The 16,105-nt window shown below is 43.4% G+C and carries 15 protein-coding genes; 6 read left to right on the top strand and 9 right to left on the bottom strand.

Annotated features, from left to right (window positions below):
- Positions 1-23: 23 nt before the first annotated feature.
- Complete coding sequence (locus ACO1NU_RS08565) at positions 24-2,486, top strand: glycoside hydrolase family 2 protein (RefSeq protein ID WP_448818060.1); 2,463 nt, start codon at positions 24-26, stop codon at positions 2,484-2,486.
- Here ACO1NU_RS08565 and ACO1NU_RS08560 read toward each other — a convergent pair.
- Positions 2,473-3,465, bottom strand: coding sequence for a ScyD/ScyE family protein (locus ACO1NU_RS08560; RefSeq protein ID WP_448818059.1), 993 nt, complete (start codon positions 3,463-3,465; stop codon positions 2,473-2,475). The genes ACO1NU_RS08565 and ACO1NU_RS08560 overlap by 14 nt on opposite strands.
- Before the next feature lie 375 nt (positions 3,466-3,840).
- Between ACO1NU_RS08560 and ACO1NU_RS08555 the strand changes: the two genes are divergently transcribed.
- Positions 3,841-5,142 carry an alpha/beta hydrolase family protein gene (locus tag ACO1NU_RS08555; RefSeq protein WP_448818058.1) on the top strand — a complete coding sequence of 434 codons (1,302 nt, stop codon included), beginning with the start codon at positions 3,841-3,843 and terminating at the stop codon, positions 5,140-5,142.
- A 24-nt stretch (positions 5,143-5,166) separates the two neighbouring features.
- Here ACO1NU_RS08555 and ACO1NU_RS08550 read toward each other — a convergent pair whose 3' ends face one another.
- Together ACO1NU_RS08550 and ACO1NU_RS08545 are read right to left on the bottom strand one after the other, a co-directional pair.
- A complete protein-coding gene (locus ACO1NU_RS08550) occupies positions 5,167-5,370 on the bottom strand; it encodes a hypothetical protein (RefSeq protein ID WP_448818057.1) in 204 nt (67 codons plus the stop codon).
- A gap of 1 nt (position 5,371) precedes the next feature.
- Positions 5,372-5,596 (bottom strand): DUF4269 domain-containing protein, encoded by a 225-nt coding sequence (locus ACO1NU_RS08545; protein WP_448818056.1) that lies wholly within the window; start codon positions 5,594-5,596, stop codon positions 5,372-5,374.
- A 170-nt stretch (positions 5,597-5,766) separates the two neighbouring features.
- Between ACO1NU_RS08545 and ACO1NU_RS08540 the strand changes: the two genes are divergently transcribed.
- Together ACO1NU_RS08540 and ACO1NU_RS08535 are read left to right on the top strand one after the other, a co-directional pair.
- The gene (locus ACO1NU_RS08540; protein WP_448818055.1) at positions 5,767-6,354 is read left to right on the top strand and encodes a DUF3267 domain-containing protein; all 588 of its coding nucleotides are present in this window, start codon (positions 5,767-5,769) and stop codon (positions 6,352-6,354) included.
- A 204-nt stretch (positions 6,355-6,558) separates the two neighbouring features.
- Positions 6,559-7,764, top strand: coding sequence for a GAF domain-containing sensor histidine kinase (locus ACO1NU_RS08535; protein WP_448818054.1), 1,206 nt, complete (start codon positions 6,559-6,561; stop codon positions 7,762-7,764).
- A gap of 172 nt (positions 7,765-7,936) precedes the next feature.
- On the opposite strand, the gene ilvD is transcribed toward ACO1NU_RS08535, so the two are convergent.
- The 3 genes from ilvD to ACO1NU_RS08520 form a co-directional block, all read right to left on the bottom strand.
- Complete coding sequence (gene ilvD / locus ACO1NU_RS08530; protein WP_448818053.1) at positions 7,937-9,625, bottom strand: dihydroxy-acid dehydratase; 1,689 nt, start codon at positions 9,623-9,625, stop codon at positions 7,937-7,939.
- A 75-nt stretch (positions 9,626-9,700) separates the two neighbouring features.
- A complete protein-coding gene (locus ACO1NU_RS08525) occupies positions 9,701-10,363 on the bottom strand; it encodes a Crp/Fnr family transcriptional regulator (protein ID WP_448818052.1) in 663 nt (220 codons plus the stop codon).
- Between the two features lie 463 nt (positions 10,364-10,826).
- Complete coding sequence (locus ACO1NU_RS08520) at positions 10,827-11,789, bottom strand: helix-turn-helix domain-containing protein (protein WP_448818051.1); 963 nt, start codon at positions 11,787-11,789, stop codon at positions 10,827-10,829.
- A gap of 26 nt (positions 11,790-11,815) precedes the next feature.
- On the opposite strand from ACO1NU_RS08520, the gene ACO1NU_RS08515 reads away from it, so the two are divergent.
- Both ACO1NU_RS08515 and ACO1NU_RS08510 read left to right on the top strand, forming a co-directional pair.
- Positions 11,816-12,100: an FAD-dependent monooxygenase gene (locus ACO1NU_RS08515; protein ID WP_448818050.1), complete on the top strand. Its 285-nt coding sequence runs from the start codon at positions 11,816-11,818 to the stop codon at positions 12,098-12,100.
- 7 nt (positions 12,101-12,107) lie between these two features.
- A complete protein-coding gene (locus ACO1NU_RS08510; RefSeq protein WP_448818049.1) occupies positions 12,108-12,800 on the top strand; it encodes a hypothetical protein in 693 nt (230 codons plus the stop codon).
- Positions 12,801-13,174: 374 nt separating this feature from the next.
- On the opposite strand, the gene ACO1NU_RS08505 is transcribed toward ACO1NU_RS08510, so the two are convergent.
- The 3 genes from ACO1NU_RS08505 to istA form a co-directional block, all read right to left on the bottom strand.
- Positions 13,175-13,588, bottom strand: coding sequence for a transposase (locus tag ACO1NU_RS08505; protein WP_448818048.1), 414 nt, complete (start codon positions 13,586-13,588; stop codon positions 13,175-13,177).
- Between the two features lie 126 nt (positions 13,589-13,714).
- Positions 13,715-14,446 carry an IS21-like element helper ATPase IstB gene (istB, locus tag ACO1NU_RS08500; protein ID WP_448818047.1) on the bottom strand — a complete coding sequence of 244 codons (732 nt, stop codon included), beginning with the start codon at positions 14,444-14,446 and terminating at the stop codon, positions 13,715-13,717.
- 22 nt (positions 14,447-14,468) lie between these two features.
- Positions 14,469-16,022, bottom strand: a complete 1,554-nt coding sequence (gene istA / locus ACO1NU_RS08495) for an IS21 family transposase (protein WP_448818046.1) — start codon at positions 16,020-16,022, stop codon at positions 14,469-14,471.
- Positions 16,023-16,105: the final 83 nt, after the last annotated feature.

Raw genomic sequence — 16,105 nt, 5'->3', positions numbered from 1 at the left:
TGTACAGTTATACAGTAATTTTCATGTTCAAATCTCTTCTCCCAGCACATACCGTTCACACATCTACTATTTTCAAGCTATATCTTTTCATCCTGATGCTGTCAATCCCTGCGTTAACGCATGCAGATGACAGAAAGCAGCTTTTCGACAGGGGGTGGAAGTTTTATCTGGGAGTTGCAGAGCAGGCAAAAACATTTGAGTTTGATGACCGGAACTGGCGCTCAGTGAATCTTCCTCATGATTGGAGCATCGAGCCGATCAAAGATCAGGTTCCCGGAAAGACGATTGGTCCATTCAGCAAGGAAAGCCCCGGAGGTGCTGCAACCGGTCAGACACTGGGAGGCGAAGGATGGTATCGAAAGACATTCACGATCAATACAGCTGACGCCGGGAAAAGACATGAACTGTATTTTGAGGGTATATACAACCAATCAGAAATATGGATAAACGGAAAAAAAGCAGGGGAGAACATGTATGGTTACAGCACGTTCCGTTTTGACATCACGCCATATTGTAATGCTCCCGGCGAAAAAAATGTAATTGCCATAAAGGTAGTTAACAAAGGAAAAAATTCCAGGTGGTATGCAGGATCGGGCATTTACAGGCACGTTTATCTGATCAAGACCGGTCGCTCGTATATAGATGACTGGCTGAGCTCTGTTCAGACTGCCTCCATACATGAAGACAAGGCAAAGCTGAGCATCAGCACAACGGTGATCCAGGGGCGGAACGATAAGAATCTAATGCTTGATGCGGTGCTGATGAGTCCCGAAGGAAAAGTTGTTGCTGAAGAACGCAGACCTGTTTCCGAGTCGGCACGTGACACTGCAGCAATGGCTTTCAATTTCATGGTAGCTAGTCCTAAACTGTGGAATGTGACCAGTCCGTTCCTTTATACCCTGAAGCTGACATTGACCAATAAAGACGGCGTTCAGGACATCGTCAACATACCTTTTGGAATTCGTACGATCGCTTTTTCTGTTGACAAGGGGTTCGAAATCAACGGACAAACGCTTAATCTGAAGGGGGGATGCATCCATCATGATAATGGCCTTCTCGGCGCAGCAGCATATGACCGGGCAGAAGAACGAAAGATCGAGCTTTTAAAAGCCAATGGATTTATAGCCATACGATCACATAATCCCATGTCAGAAAGTTTCATGCGAGCCTGTGACCGCCTGGGAATGCTCGTTATTAATGAAGCTTTTGATCAATGGGAAAAGAAGAAAAACCCGGATGACTACCATCAGTATTTCAAAGAATGGAGTGCAAAAGATATCCGGTCGCTGGTGCTAAGGGATCGCAATAAGCCATCGGTCATTATGTGGAGTATCGGCAATGAAATATACGAGAGGCTAACGGACAGAGGAGTGGAAATCGCCGCCTACCTCAGAAAAGAAGTACTGAAATACGATACAACGAGGGCCATCACTGCCGGGGTAAATAATCAGTGGGATAAAGAACGCAAAAACAGAGTTCCGATCGACGATGCATTCCGTTCCCTCGATGTAGCCGGTTACAACTACATGTGGTCTTATTATGAGCGTGATCACGTCAGATTTCCTGAGCGCGTAATGGTGGGCACGGAAAGTGTAGCAACCGAAGCCGCAGCTAACTGGGATAAAGTAGAAAAGTTACCTTACGTAATCGGGGATTTTATCTGGACGGCCATGGACTATTTGGGAGAATCCGGCCTCGGCAGCTCCATTGAAGTAGATCCCTCAGAAAACGTACACTTTTTTCAGGGTTGGCCCTGGTACAATGCCTGGTGCGGAGACATCGATCTGCTGGGCATTAAAAAACCTCAGTCCTACTACCGGGATATCGTTTGGAAACAGCGAAACATCACGATGGCAGTAGAATTGCCGGTCAAGCCAGGAAAGATCCGGAAAGTAAGCTTCTGGGGCTGGCCGGAGGAAAGCCTGGAATGGAATTTTCCGGAATACATCAATAAAGAGGTTTCCGTAAATGTATACTCCAGAGCACCAAAAATCAAGCTCTATCTTAATGGTAAGTTTCTGACTGAGCAAAAAACAGACAGCATCTATAAAGCCACCTTTAAGATTCCATATCAGCCAGGAACGCTTAAAGCAGTTGAAGAGACCAATGGCGTGGCAGGTGATTCCATTTTGCTGGTCACACCGGGACAGAAAAGAATGTTGAGACTATCGGCCGATCGCAAAGAGCTGTCGGCGGATGGACAATCGCTTTCCCATGTGCTGATTGAATTGGTAGATCAGCATGGTCAGGTTATTATGGAGTCCGGTAGAAAAGTGAACATTTCCATAACCGGAAAGGCAGGTCAGATCGTCGCTTCCGGTAACGCCGCACCAAACGACATGGAGAGTTTCAATTCTCTACAACCGAAACTATTTAACGGCAGGGCGATCGTTATCCTCAGATCTGGGTATGAAAAAGGAAAGGTATCTTTAAAAGTCAGATCAACGCAGCTAAACTCGAGTAAATTAAAGATCAGCGTGAACTAAGCTTTTGAATTGTACCTTCGGCATAGCTTAGCAGGTAGTAGGTTCCATCGCCACTCCGTTCTAAGTCGGTTGGCATGTTTAAGCCACCTAAAATAGTTGTGCCATCTTCGTTGGCTATACGCCCGCTGTTTGGTAAAAATCCAGACTGAGTTAAAGAAAACTCGGCGAATTCAGTTATGAGCGGCTTATTGTTAGGTGTAAGCAGAATGTCGGTAGCAGTGGTAAAGCTGGTCCTATAGTCACTAACGTTACCCGTTAAGTCTACCTGGAATATCTTGGCGGATCCTTTGATAAATGGTGCTCCGCTTAAGGAGCTTAATAAGAATTTAGAGCCATCATACACGATACCGGTAGGCACCGATTGAGTCGTAGGTGTAACATTCGGAATCCGGGCAAACAAGGTCAGTGCTTTCGAACTCTTGTCGCGTTTGATAATAGCGTTTGCGCCAGCGTCTACAATGTACATATGGTCATTGGGGCCGAACGCAAATTGATAGATGTTGGAGTTTAGCGGGTCGGTTAAGTTCAGGCTGCGGACAAATGTACCGATATCTTCGCTTTCTAAGCTGCTTGCTGCCTTAGGAGCATCGCCAGGCTTAAAAGAACTTACATCCATAGTATATAAGCGGCCTGCATTTCCATTAAGAATATAGAGTTTGCCATCTCTGAACCGGACATGCCCCATGCCTTCCACCGAGCCATTGGCAAAAACAGAGTTCAAGCCGGTTACTACCGGATGGACGTTGCCCTGCACGGTAACCAATGACACCTGGGCGTCGTTGTTGCCAGTACCGGTCTCGGCTACCCATAGCTGTCCTTTATCATCGGTGCTCATGCCGACGGGCGCTTTGAGTCCGGATACAAAATCAGTAGCCGTGAACTGTGTAGGATCCTGAACAGGTTTGTCGTCGTTTTTTTTGCAAGCCAGCAGGAAAAATAAAGTTAGAAAATAGCCGAGTGTTTGGAGTTTACGTATCATAAAAAAAGTTTAAGAACGTTAAAAACAGGATGTTAGAGACTATTTCGAAGATTGGTTTATATTCAAAGGTAAGATTAGCTGGAGGATTATCCTTGAACAAAAAAAAGGAAAAGGGAGAATAAAAATTTCTCAGTTTAAGTTGCTTCCGGTACAAAAGAGAGGTGCAGATGCTCACCTCGATGATGCCGTAACAAACGACATGGAGAGTTTCAATTCTTTCCTTAAAAGTTAAATCAAAGGGACTAAAGTCCAGTGATTTAAAGATCGGGGTGAAGCGTAACCTGTAAGTTTTAGAAAAAATAAGACTCAGATTCCTGATATTTAAGCATGTACAAAGCGCCTTTTCTAGTTCTTTTTCTGATCCTTTCCGTGTTGATGGCAAGCGCATCTGCCGGTAAATGGTCAAGCAAGGCAACAGAAGGCCATATCAACTACACCGTAAGGGAACCGAAGTCACCTATACTGGACTTCAGTGGTAATGTGGCGACGGTAGTTTACCTTGAAAACCTGAATGTTAAAAAGATCGGGAGGAACAAAAACGCTGTTGACGTAGCCTGGTTACTTGCAGAAGGTTATCGCGTGGTTGAATTCGACTACAGGCATCATGCTAAGGCTAGTGCATTATTGATCAATGCAGACATTGTTGCCATTAACCATGCTTTAGCAGAAGGCTCGTTTTGCGGACAAACGAATTCTTCGAGATACCAGTCGTATGTGCTCTTTGAGGGGTACCGGATTTTGCGTAACGTCCCCTACTTTGAAGACGACCCCACGGTGTACAATACCCCTGCAGAGTACAAGGAGGGCGACATGCTGCATATGGATATTATCTATCCGGCTAATCCTGCTGTAAAAGTTCCGGTCATCTTGTCCTTTTCATACAGCAATAGTTATGCGACTTATGATGCGGAGAACAAGGTGTTTACTGATGCAAATAAAGATCAAAGGTTGAGATTAGATTATACATTAGCTGCTTTTGATGATTCTTTCCTCGAAGGAGCGCCAGCTAAGGGCTTTGCATGGGCGATCGCCGATCATCCAAAATACTGTCCCTGGGGTAAAGGAAAGCCTGCTAAGGGGCGGAACGATACGTACAAATCATATCAGACGAACCCTGACGCCGCCAGAAAAGTGAAGTCGGCAGTTCGTACACTGCGCGCAAAAGGAGCGGACCTGGGTTTGTCAGGATCGGTGGGTATATACGGCTTCTCACGCGGGTCCACGGCAGGATCTTTAGCTGTTGGTGACAGGAGAGTGGCAGATTTTGAGCATGCAGGGTTTCACATCGGAGTTGATGACGATGTTCAGGCAGCGGCTCTTGGTCCCGGTGTTTTCGATTATACGCAGATCTATAAAACGAGGGGAGATGGATATGCCAACCTCGAATTAAGATGTCCATGGGCCTGGGGGCCTCTTCAGGATAACTACTCCCTTTGGGAGACGATGGGTGCTGCGTATCTCGCCGAGTCTCCGGCAACATCACCCGTCCTGTTTTTCTACAATACCACAGATGAAGCGTACTATCAGGAACAGATATTGCATTTTAAAGCTAGACTCGATTCGCTTGGAGTTCAGACGAGTATGCTGGTGGATTACAGCCAGGGCCATTCCGTTCCGAAGACGAAAGCTGATCTAAGTAAACTGTATGATTTCTTCAGGCAGCATCTAAACCCATGATTGACCTGGAGCTACGGTATCTCTTTAGGATTTAATCTGAGATAGATCAATGCCCAATTTCGTAAATTCAAGCGATCCCTTCTCCGTTATATAGTAATGCTTGTCGCCCGGATCGGCTTTTGAAATCCAGCCTTTCAGTATGAATTGCTCCATTAGCAGCATCCCAAGACGTCCGCCGATATGTTCATAGCAGACTTTAGCAGGTTTTTTGTCGGGTGTTTTGGTCATATTATTTGGTTATTAAGAGTGGTTGAGGTTGTTGCTGTAGTAATGATCTCTGCTTGTGTATATCTATGTCGCTGGTTTCTATGTCGATCCTGATTGGAATGGTACCAACGAAAATTGGAGTATAAGCCGATAGCTGTTCCATTATCCTATGGCTGACTAAAATCCGGTAAACCTTTTGCTGCTTTTTGTTTCCCAGCTTGAGATATGTAATGTCGAAGTTGATCATTGGGGGAATTTTCACTTTGTATACCGGGTCTTAGTACATTCGGGTTTTCCAGATTAATCAAAGGTAATTTCTTTTTTATCAAAGAAGACATTCTTCTCAGCCAGGCTCCCGCTCAGGCGTACAAAATGAATATTTATAAAAAGTGTGCCCGCGAATAATTATTTTAGGTTATGGAAAAATTGGACGTACCAGGTTATACTACGGAAGAGCTCACTATAAGTGCGGGACAAGCGCAGATCAAGTCCATAGGCTACTTTATCCCATTTGCCATCGTATTTATATCTGCTTTCTATCTGCTATGGCCGGATAAGCTGAGCACAGCAAATTACAAGTCTGCGTTTCCGGGAGACGGCACTGGTTTTATATGGATTATTGCGATAATGCTTGTAGGAGTGATTATTCATGAACTTATACACGGAATCACATGGTCATTATATGCCAGATCAGGTTTCAAGTCTATTCGGTTTGGTGTCCTGTGGAAGTCCCTGACGCCATACTGTCATTGCAAAGAGCCTTTGAGTGTTAAGAATTACCAGATCGGTGCAGCCGCTCCGGGGATTGTTCTCGGGATTGTCCCGACGTTAGTTGCGTTATTGACCGGAAGTATAGTCCTATTAGCAATCGGCTTGTTCTTTACTATGGCCGCTGGGGGAGACTTAATGATCATCCTCATGCTTGCTAAACAATCTAAAAATGATCTGGTGCAGGATCATCCGTCTAAGATTGGCTGCCTGATCTATAGAAAGATCGTTCCATAAGATCGTTTCTCATCACGAGAATGACCACGAGGAGATATGATGAAAACCCTTTTGTTGAAAATGACACAGGTTGTCTATTTCGTTCAAACATAGTGGAAATGCATTACAATTTACACTAAATAGTGTCGCAAGCAGTTATATAAGAAGGCGCCCCTCTTGCTAACAGCAAGTTTGGGATAAACACATCAGCAAAACGTAGCTACCATGCAGAACACAAATAGTCCTATTCCTGAGAACGAATTACAACGATTAATAAGTCTGTCACACTTTGACCTGGACTATAGTGATCGTGAAGACCATTATAAAGACCTCACGCTTCTAGCAGCGAAAGTTGCCGGCACCGAAATATCCCTGGTAAATATTATCGATTCTTTTACGCAATGGTCAATTTCCAGTCACGGGATTGATATTGAGCAGATGCCTCGTGAGGAATCGGTTTGCCAGTACACCATTATGTCTGATCAGCCATTTGAAGTACCAGACTTCACGCTGGATGAGCGATTCAGTTCAAAGTATTACGTACAGGGACCTGCTGGTCTACGCTATTATTATGGTCTGCCTCTGCAAATCTCCGGAGGTGTTAATATCGGTGCTTTATGTGTTCTGGACACACAGGTCAGAACCTTGACGCCGGAAAAGGTTGAGCTTTTAGCGATTATCGCGGAAAGCGTGGTTAAACGCCTTAAGTCGTATCATACAATCGAGTTGATAAAGTCCAAGCTTAAGGAAGCAAATGAGGCCAAAAAAAAGGTGGCCCATGACATCAGAGGGCCTCTGGCTGGCATCATTGGATTATCCGAACTGATGGCAGAGCAAGGGTTTACAAACGATCCTCAGGAATTGATGGAGTTTATTGGAATGATAAATAAAGCTGGCAGGTCCCTGCTCGATCTTGCGGATGAGATACTTTCTGGAGATAATAAACATCAGCTTAGCGAGCATGAGTTCAACCTGGCATTGTTTAAAGATAAGCTCGAAAAGCTCTATTTGCCACAGGCTCGACATAAAAACGTCACCTTAGAGGTTCTTCTGGATTCAGTAAATGCCGGAATTCCGTTTGCTAAGAATAAGTTGCTTCAGATCACCGGAAACCTGATTTCGAATGCCATCAAGTTTACGCCTGCTGGAGGTAAGGTTCAGGTATCCCTATCGCTGGAAATTAGTGGGGAGGAAAAACTGCTAAAAATCCTCGTGACGGATACGGGTGTAGGTATTGACGCTGCGGCAATTGAAAAAGTCATCGCCGGCAAGAACGAAAGCACTTCAGGAACCATGGGCGAAAAGGGGTACGGATTTGGCTTAAGCCTGGTATCACATCTGGTAGAATCTTTAAACGGAAAAATAAGTGTAAAGTCCAGACCCGGGGAAGGTGCAACCTTCGATGTGGTACTTCCTCAGGGGGGCAGGTAAAGCCTCTTCTGATCTGCCGTTGTACGAGAAAATTTAGTTCAGGCTTTTAGGGGGCTGGTACAAAGGTAACCTCATTTCACGTAACCTAAAACGAAGGATGGGGCAAAGTCCGCGGTGCTGGTAAAAACGCAAAAAGCTGAGATGATGATAATGATTTCGCCGGACACTTACATTATAAATCTGTCCGCAAGACAGCACCTTTGCTTGCATTCGTAACCAATGCCCTATACTGACCGAGCCACCTTGATTGCAAAGTTTTTTTAATTGGCACAAACGCTGCTCTCCGTTTAGCTATTTCTTCATCATCCAAATTAACAGATAATATGTATTTATCTACATCTATATGTATTTCGTCACCGTTCTTAAGTAAGCCAATCATTCCGCCTTCGGCTGCCTCTGGTGATACATGACCAATCGATGCACCTCTTGTTGCTCCACTAAATCTTCCGTCTGTAATCAGCGCCACGGAGCTTCCTAAGCCCATCCCCATGATCAAACTTGTAGGGGTTAACATTTCCTGCATGCCTGGTCCGCCTTTCGGGCCTTCATACCTAATTACCACTACATCTCCCATCTTTACTTCGTTCATAAGGATTCCAGCAACAGCTTCATCCTGACCATTATAGCACACGGCTCTGCCGGTAAATATTCTTGCCCCCGTCAACCCAGCTGTTTTTATTACAGCACCTTCTTCAGCCAGATTGCCATAAAGAATGGCTAATCCACCTACCGGGCTGTAAGGGTTGTCTATAGTACGGATGATATTTTGGTCTTTGATCTCTGCATCCGCAATCTTCTCTAATAACATTTCCCCGCCAATCGTCAAATTATCCAATAAAACTGCATCACCTCTTTTTGACATTTCTTTCATCACTGCATTTACGCCTCCAGCCTTATTAATATCTTCCATGTGGATAGTTGATAAGCTGGGAGATATCTTTGCGATATGAGCAACTTTTTCCGAGATTCCGTTGATGTCTTTGAGTTGAAAATTAACATCTGCTTCATTAGCAATAGCCAGCATATGTAAAACCGTATTTGAGCTTCCACCCATTGCCATATCGACAGCGAAAGCATTCCTGATAGCATTTTCGTTCAGGATGTTTTTTAGCTTGAACTTTTCACCAGCAACCTCATTTTTAGCTATGTCACAAATGCGTTTCGCGGCACTTCTGTAAAGTGCTTCACGCTCGCTCGTTTGGGCCAATATTGTTCCATTTCCAGGTAGCGCAATACCCATAGCTTCCATCAAAGTATTCATGGAATTCGCCGTAAACATGCCTGAACAGCTTCCTCCGCCAGGGCAGGCATTACATTCTATATCCAGAAGTTCTTCATCACTAATCTTTCCTGCTTCGTGTTTCCCTACAGCTTCAAATGCAGACGAAAGATCAATTGGTGTTCCATCCTTTTTATATCCTTTGGTCATTGGGCCACCACTCACAAAGATTGTGGGTACATTTATTCTAAGCGCACCCATAATCATCCCGGGAACTATCTTATCGCAGTTTGGTATCGCTATCATTGCGTCAAGTTTGTGCGCATTCATTACAGTTTCTATTGAACTTGCAATCAGTTCTCTGCTTGGAAGCGAATACAGCATTCCGTCATGCCCCATGGCAATACCATCATCAACACCAATGGTATTAAACTCGAATGGAACACACCCATTTGCCCTGATTTCATCTTTGATGATCTCAGCAACTTTATTTAGAAAAAAATGCCCTGGGATGATCTCTATAAACGAGTTTGCCACACCGATAAACGGTTTTGCAAAATCCTCGTCTTTTAATCCTGTAGCTCTGAACAATGATCTGTGTGGTGTTCTTTGATGCCCTTTTTTTACTTCGTCACTTCTCATATTAAATTGTTTATACCTGAAAATTTCTCCCGGTACATGTTATACTAAGCAATTCTGATTTATATCAATGAATAACTATATCTGCGACTTTAGCCTGCTGAGTGTCTCAGGCGATATATTCATGTAAGCGGCAAGATTTGAGTTGGATAGCCTTTGAATAAGCTCCGGATTGTTTTTAAGCAGATTGCGATAGCGATCTGCCGCACTTTGCGTGAGCAAATTGCTTAATTTGGAGGTAATCACAGTTAATCCATATTCCAGAATATGAATATACATTTTATCCCATTCAGGTATAGTCCTTCTTAAGTAGGAGAAGTCCTCATAGGTAATAACTAAGAGTTCTGACGTTTCCACTGCCTGAATATATTCTGCTGAAGGCTCTCTGGAAATAAAGCTTACAATAGAGGTTAGGAAGGTGTTTTCAAATGCCATGAACCGCGTGATGATATTTTGGTCGTTATTACAATAATACAGTCGAAGACAACCTTTATTAATAAAGAAAAGTCGGTTTGCTATCGCGCCATGCTCAAGCAACTGCTCTTTTCTTTTTACTACAACCGACTTAAAGCATGAAATGACAGTGGCTAATTGCTCCTCATTGAGCACCGTTATTTTTTGGATTAAGTCTGCAAGTGCCATTGTAATTGTATCTATAACATTACTAAAAGTCAAAGTTGCAGCAAAAATATTTAAGAAACATTGATGAAGGTCAAAATCAATCCGTAGTACCGGGGCCATAGCTTGTTGTGTATGGCAAAAAAAGAAATCTTAGTTTTTGCGCCAAATCTTGTATTCTACATTATTCCACCAATAAAAGATCAGGTCATCTTCCTTCTTTGGAAATTAGCATAGAAGCAGTTAAATGTGGCGCCTTTGGCGGAACACCTTGCAGCCCCAAGGTTCGTTTTTTTCAGCAGATTAAAATTGCAGCCGGCAGGGTGAATCCGGAGCTAACGATGAAAATTACGACGAGGTATGTTTATCAGTGTGGCTTAGGGGTGGATTAAGTGGGCGTACATTAGCCTATTTATTAAATACTTCCGTTTTTTGGAAAACAAGCTATTTTAACTGTAAAACTTATAGCATTCAGAACATCGCCGGGTATTAAGCCTAAACCTCTACCATATTGGTTCATGCGTTTATAAAATTACTGGAAGTTTAGTAAGTAAATCTACGAAGTCAAAACTTGTGGTAAGGAGTGTTAAGTTTTGCTGCTCCATTTTTTAGGTTTGGTACCCATATGCTCTTCAAACAACCTTCCAAAATGGCTAAGGTTGGTGAACCCAAGACGATAACCGGTCTCGGAAACTGAAAGTCGCTCTTCTTTCAATAGTCTTGCTGCTTCCTGCATTCGAATATGTTGAAAATAGGGATATAGTCCTTTACCAAATACCTGGGTGAAAAGCTTTCTTAATTTTAATTCATTTATTCCTGATAGTTGAACTAACTCTTTTACAGGCAATGGTTTGTCTAAAGATGCTGCAATTGCGTTTCTCACCCTGTAAATGGTCTCAATATCCCTGATCGTCATATGTTGATGTGATATCGCCTCTCTTTGTGAAAGGTTTTTGAATAGAAGATAAAGCAACTCTAATGACTTCAGCCGAAAATAAAACTCCGGCAAAGAAACGTCAGCGGAAGAATTCACAACTTCGTCAACCAGTGCCGCAATTTCCGGAGACATAAATTCGTCGATCCAGAATGTCTTTTCCAAATGAAAAAGATAGGTGAATTTTGTTTTTTCAGTTCCAAGGAACTGTTTTAAATAATCTGCCTCCACGAGAATTGTAATCTGCTTGATATGGGTTTGTTTCGAAAATTTAACCTCGCTATCCAGGTGTAAGGGAACTATACGAACATGGGCGCGTTCCCGGTACAAGTTGCTTGCCGGTCCCATCACTCCAGGATCTTCGTTTTTGTCGTTAAAGACGTTCTGGAAAGAAATGAGCAACCCGCTTTTTATTATAGTGATGGGTCTTCGCTGGTAAGAAAAGTCTTTTTCAGATAACAAGGAACGGATCATAACCATCATCTGCGGCAGTAAGTCGACTATTTTAATGTTATGGAATTTAAGTAACGCTAGCTCCTTCTGTTTCTCCGTAATGGGTACTCCCATTTTCGCAGCCAATTGAACCATCGTCCGTTTATTAATTTCCTGAGTCATGTTTTTTGGACTATTATTACTAGATAATGGATTATTTTATACACAAAAATGGGTATAATTTTACAGCATTAAAGAACATCACCAATATGAGAAGTAGAATTATTATTTCCGGTGGCGGTATTGCCGGAATGACTGCTGCAAAGCTTTTAGGGGATCAAGGTCACGAAATAAAAGTGATAGACAAAGCAAGTGAATTTAATAATGCAGGTTTTTTGGTTTCGCTTAAGAGTTTTGGCGTGAAAATAATGGATGAGATTGGCCTTAGCAGTAATCTTGTTAAAGAGTCTACGCCTTCTGAACGAATTAGCTAACATACATATGAATGCGAAACAGCTTTTGAAGGAAACATTTAAGAATTACAATTCAGAGGTACAGTATTTAATTGACGAATTCTTACAGGAAGGCCTCATGTTTGTTGATAAAATGGGGATGGTACATGCCCCAGGCCTGGTTAAGGGACATGTGGTTAATGCGAACTCTTTTATACCAAGAAACGAAGCTGACCTGATTCGGTTCACCAAATTATGCAGTGCGGCCTCTGATACCGAGGTGAGTAAGATGATGACTGAGCAGCTTATCCTTACGGAAGATCAAATGAAATTTACCGTTAATTTAATAGAGATGAAATTTAGGAAGATTATATCTATTGTATTAGGGGTCGGGACCATCGGCCTCCTCAGTTCAATTTTTGCCGTTTTGCAGGGAAAACTTTTCCCCCAAGCTAATGTGATGTTCAGTCAACCCTCTCTAAGTAATCCACAGATAATACAAGTTTTCGTAAAATTGGCATGCATCTATATAAGTTGCATACTCGGTGGAGTGCTCACAACAAGCATAAGTGGCAATCTTAAAGAAAGTCTCATTGTCGGGGTACTTATAATGGTTATTATCGGATGGCTTTGGGCAAATGCAATGTATCCTACCTGGTTTTGGCCGTTACTAATTGTTGGTATTATTCCGTTTGTATTAATAGGATATAAGATCAGACGCTCATTTGATTCTGATAAATAACACTATTCGAAGGTATCTTTTTAATTGATGCGCCGTTTAAGAAACGTAAGTAGGACTAGCTAACCTTCTTAAGACCTCTCTGTATTAAGAAGGTGGTTAGAAATAGCTTCTCTTGCCACTAGCATTTATTATGAATAGTCCGCCGATTTCTGATTAAGTGCGAGAACCGGCTTAGGAGGTTATTCCCTCTTACTGATCGATCAATAAACGCTCTTTAATTATCCGGAACTCATTCCACTAATCGAACGATATTTCTGCTTTTTGATAATGAGTAAATGATATACTGCTGTCATCAACAACAAGACCAATTGAAGTACTCCCTGTTCCTTGGACAACTCTGGTATAAAATTAAGTTTATTTAAGATACTTGTTTATTATTTTGATAAAAGATTTCGTCTGGTGTAAGATGATTGTGGCTCTTGTGTCTTCGTTGGGTGTTGTAGAACGTTACATACTTTTTTACTCCTGCGAATAATTCCATACCACCATTGGGCGGGTTCAGGTAAATATTCTTGTTTGAGTGAGCGCCAGAAGCGTTCAATGAACACATTATCCAGCGCCCGTCCTTTACCATCCATGGATATCCGGATACCATTATCCAGGAGTGCCTGAATGAATGTGGGGCTGGTGAACTGCGATCCTTGATCAGTATTGAAGATTTCCGGAGTACCGTGTTCGGCTATCGCTTCCAGCAGGGTGTCCCTGCTCCATTCGACTGTCATGGTATTGGAAAGGCTCCATCCTATGATCTTTCGGCTGTGCACGTCGATAATGGCAAATAGATACATAAAGCCCCTGAATAGATATTCCGACGATAGTACACCACCATTCCGCTGCAAAGTACACCACTTTTTCTGCGACAAAAAAGGCGTCAGTCAAAGCATACCCTTAGCGGGAGATTCAGTGATTCAAACCTAATGATTTTTTCTTTTTCTTAAGGATTTACCTGAAAGAGCGATGCGGTGAGCAGAAGCTGCCAGTCTGTCCATAATTGCATCTGCTAAAGTTGGTTCATCAATAAAGTTATACCAGCTGTCGACTGGCAATTGGGAGGTAATGATCGTAGCTCCGCTTCCATATCGGTCCTCCAGTATGTCGAGCAGGGCAATTCTGGCATCATTATTTAAGCCTTTCAATCCAAAGTCATCCAAGATCAGCAGGCGATTGGAGGCAATTCCCTTGATCCATTTCAGATAAGTCCCATCTAACCTGGCCTGAGCCAGGGAGTCCAGGAACTTGTTCATACTAAAGTACAGCGTTTTGTATCCCAGCAGACAAGCACTACGACCCAGGGCGCAGGCCAGGAAGCTTTTACCACATCCGGTAGCCCCGGTGATAAGCACGTTCTCTCCTTTTTCGATAAACATCCCATCGGAAAGCCTGATGACCTGTTCCCGGGTAATTCCCCTTTCGGCAGTGCAGAGAATATCCTCAGGTAATGCATGATAGCGAAGTTTACTTGCTTTGAGGTACTTCTGGGTACGCCAGTGCTCCCGGTATTCCATTTCAGCCTGAGTAATCATGGCCAGCAGGGCATGAGCATCCTGCAGTTCATGAACAGGCAAGGCCAATACTGCTTCATAGCGTTTAGCCATTCCATTTAGTTTGAGCGTTTTTAGCTGTTCTACTGTGTTTTGTGTATTCATTATTTTGTATGATAAGTGTGCTTTATTTGTTTTCACGATAGGCTTCTGGCCCACGGAGATTGTCATGGACAGGAATACGGTATTCTGTACCTGCAGAGGTGTTTTCCAGAAGGTCCATATTGTTTTCCAGAATGTTCCGGATAGCCGCATAGGTAAACTTATGTCCTCGTAAAGCTCTGGTACAGGCCGCTTCTATACGCTGGTTTCCATAAGTTGCAGCAAGCCGCAATAAACCCTGACACGCCAAATAGGCCTGATCGATAATCAACTTGCTCTCCATAACCTTTTTGAAGTAGACTATGGCTGATGGCCCGTATTCTGCTGCTTTCTTCAGATAATAGTCCGGATCCCAGCCTCCCTGCACTTTCACCTGGCGGTGTGCGGCTGGCATGTGTTCTTCTATTGTGGTATAACCATGCTTCTTATGACTTCGGTTATGAACAGCGATCCGGGTAGTTTGATCATAGATCTCCACGGTATCCTGGCAATAACGTATGCGCACATCTTTACCGATGTAGCGATAAGGAACGCTGTAGAAGTGCCAGTCTTCGCCCAACACCACGTGGTAGTTCTTCTGGACTTTTGCTTTTGTATAATGCCGGATGAAGTAAGGTGAAGCGGGCAAGGCTTGTAAGGTGCTCTTTTCCTGTTCAAATAGCTCCTGACGAGAGAACGTTTTGCGCTGAAAGTTCAAGTGGTGATGATCAGCCAGTTTTTCCCTGATGGCTTGATTAAGCGAGGACAAGCTAAGGAAGGTCTGATTGCGCAAACGGGCATATATGCGCTGATACACCATCTTAACGGTGTTCTCCACTGTAGGCTTATCCTTTGGCTTGTACGGTCTTGCAGCAAGTAAGGCGATAAAGTTATGATTGGCCCATTGCTCCAGCATCTCCGTAAATACGGGTTCGTACCGGTTGCTTTTTGATACCCATTGTCTCATATTGTCTGACTTGGCAGCCCGGGGAACTCCTCCCATATATTCCAGGGCATGGTTCAGGGCGGAGACAACCTGCGGTAGCTTAGCATTACTTAATGCCTCCACATAGGCGTATCCGCTAAAGGGAAGAACAGCAACAAATACAGGACACTTGACAAGTTCTCCTGTTGAGGCCTCAATATAATGCAGCTCATCTCCGGCAAAGTCTACCTGCATCATTTCACCAGGCTGGTGATCAAAGTGCATAACAGCGTTGCTGGTCTTGAAGTGCTGTTGGAGAAGCTCGCAGAACCGCGAGTATTGAAAGCCAGCAGGATACTCCCGGATATATTCCTGCCAGAGCAGCAAGCGGGTAACCCCGGTTCGTTTCAACTCACTTCTGAAGTATTCAGTTAAACTATCAAAGTGGACCTTGCGGGGGTCACTATCTTCCGGTACAACGGCTTTTGTTAAACCCAGATATTGCTCCAGATCCTGATCACTGAAGGTTAAAAGATCCTTGAAGCTGAACCCGCTCTGGCGAAACTTCTCTAAATAGGACGATACGGTGCGCCTGTTAATCTTAACTTCTCTTTCGATGGTGCGCTGGGATGCACCCCGATCTAAAAAAAGTAATATCTGTCTAATCTTATGCATGCCTAGAAGCTTATTTGCCATATGTAGCGTTTAGTCGAATGCCTAAACCTATAAAATGGCTGTTAAACTCCCGTCATTGGTGT

This window comes from Arcticibacter sp., from assembly GCF_053551015.1.
The sequence above is the reverse complement of the archived record's forward strand: the minus strand, read 5'-3'. Positions and strand labels throughout refer to the sequence as shown.

Excerpts from the sequence above, each read along its gene's own strand:
- ACO1NU_RS08565 (WP_448818060.1), top strand. The coding sequence starts at position 24 with ATGTTCAAATCTCTTCTCCCAGCACATACCGTTCACACATCTACTATT.
- ACO1NU_RS08560 (WP_448818059.1), bottom strand. The coding sequence starts at position 3,465 with ATGATACGTAAACTCCAAACACTCGGCTATTTTCTAACTTTATTTTTC.
- ACO1NU_RS08555 (WP_448818058.1), top strand. The coding sequence starts at position 3,841 with ATGGCAAGCGCATCTGCCGGTAAATGGTCAAGCAAGGCAACAGAAGGC.
- ACO1NU_RS08550 (WP_448818057.1), bottom strand. The coding sequence starts at position 5,370 with ATGACCAAAACACCCGACAAAAAACCTGCTAAAGTCTGCTATGAACAT.
- ACO1NU_RS08545 (WP_448818056.1), bottom strand. The coding sequence starts at position 5,596 with ATGATCAACTTCGACATTACATATCTCAAGCTGGGAAACAAAAAGCAG.
- ACO1NU_RS08540 (WP_448818055.1), top strand. The coding sequence starts at position 5,767 with ATGGAAAAATTGGACGTACCAGGTTATACTACGGAAGAGCTCACTATA.
- ACO1NU_RS08535 (WP_448818054.1), top strand. The coding sequence starts at position 6,559 with ATGCAGAACACAAATAGTCCTATTCCTGAGAACGAATTACAACGATTA.
- ilvD (WP_448818053.1), bottom strand. The coding sequence starts at position 9,625 with ATGAGAAGTGACGAAGTAAAAAAAGGGCATCAAAGAACACCACACAGA.
- ACO1NU_RS08525 (WP_448818052.1), bottom strand. The coding sequence starts at position 10,363 with ATGGCCCCGGTACTACGGATTGATTTTGACCTTCATCAATGTTTCTTA.
- ACO1NU_RS08520 (WP_448818051.1), bottom strand. The coding sequence starts at position 11,789 with ATGACTCAGGAAATTAATAAACGGACGATGGTTCAATTGGCTGCGAAA.
- ACO1NU_RS08515 (WP_448818050.1), top strand. The coding sequence starts at position 11,816 with ATGGATTATTTTATACACAAAAATGGGTATAATTTTACAGCATTAAAG.
- ACO1NU_RS08510 (WP_448818049.1), top strand. The coding sequence starts at position 12,108 with ATGAATGCGAAACAGCTTTTGAAGGAAACATTTAAGAATTACAATTCA.
- ACO1NU_RS08505 (WP_448818048.1), bottom strand. The coding sequence starts at position 13,588 with ATGTATCTATTTGCCATTATCGACGTGCACAGCCGAAAGATCATAGGA.
- istB (WP_448818047.1), bottom strand. The coding sequence starts at position 14,446 with ATGAATACACAAAACACAGTAGAACAGCTAAAAACGCTCAAACTAAAT.
- istA (WP_448818046.1), bottom strand. The coding sequence starts at position 16,022 with ATGCATAAGATTAGACAGATATTACTTTTTTTAGATCGGGGTGCATCC.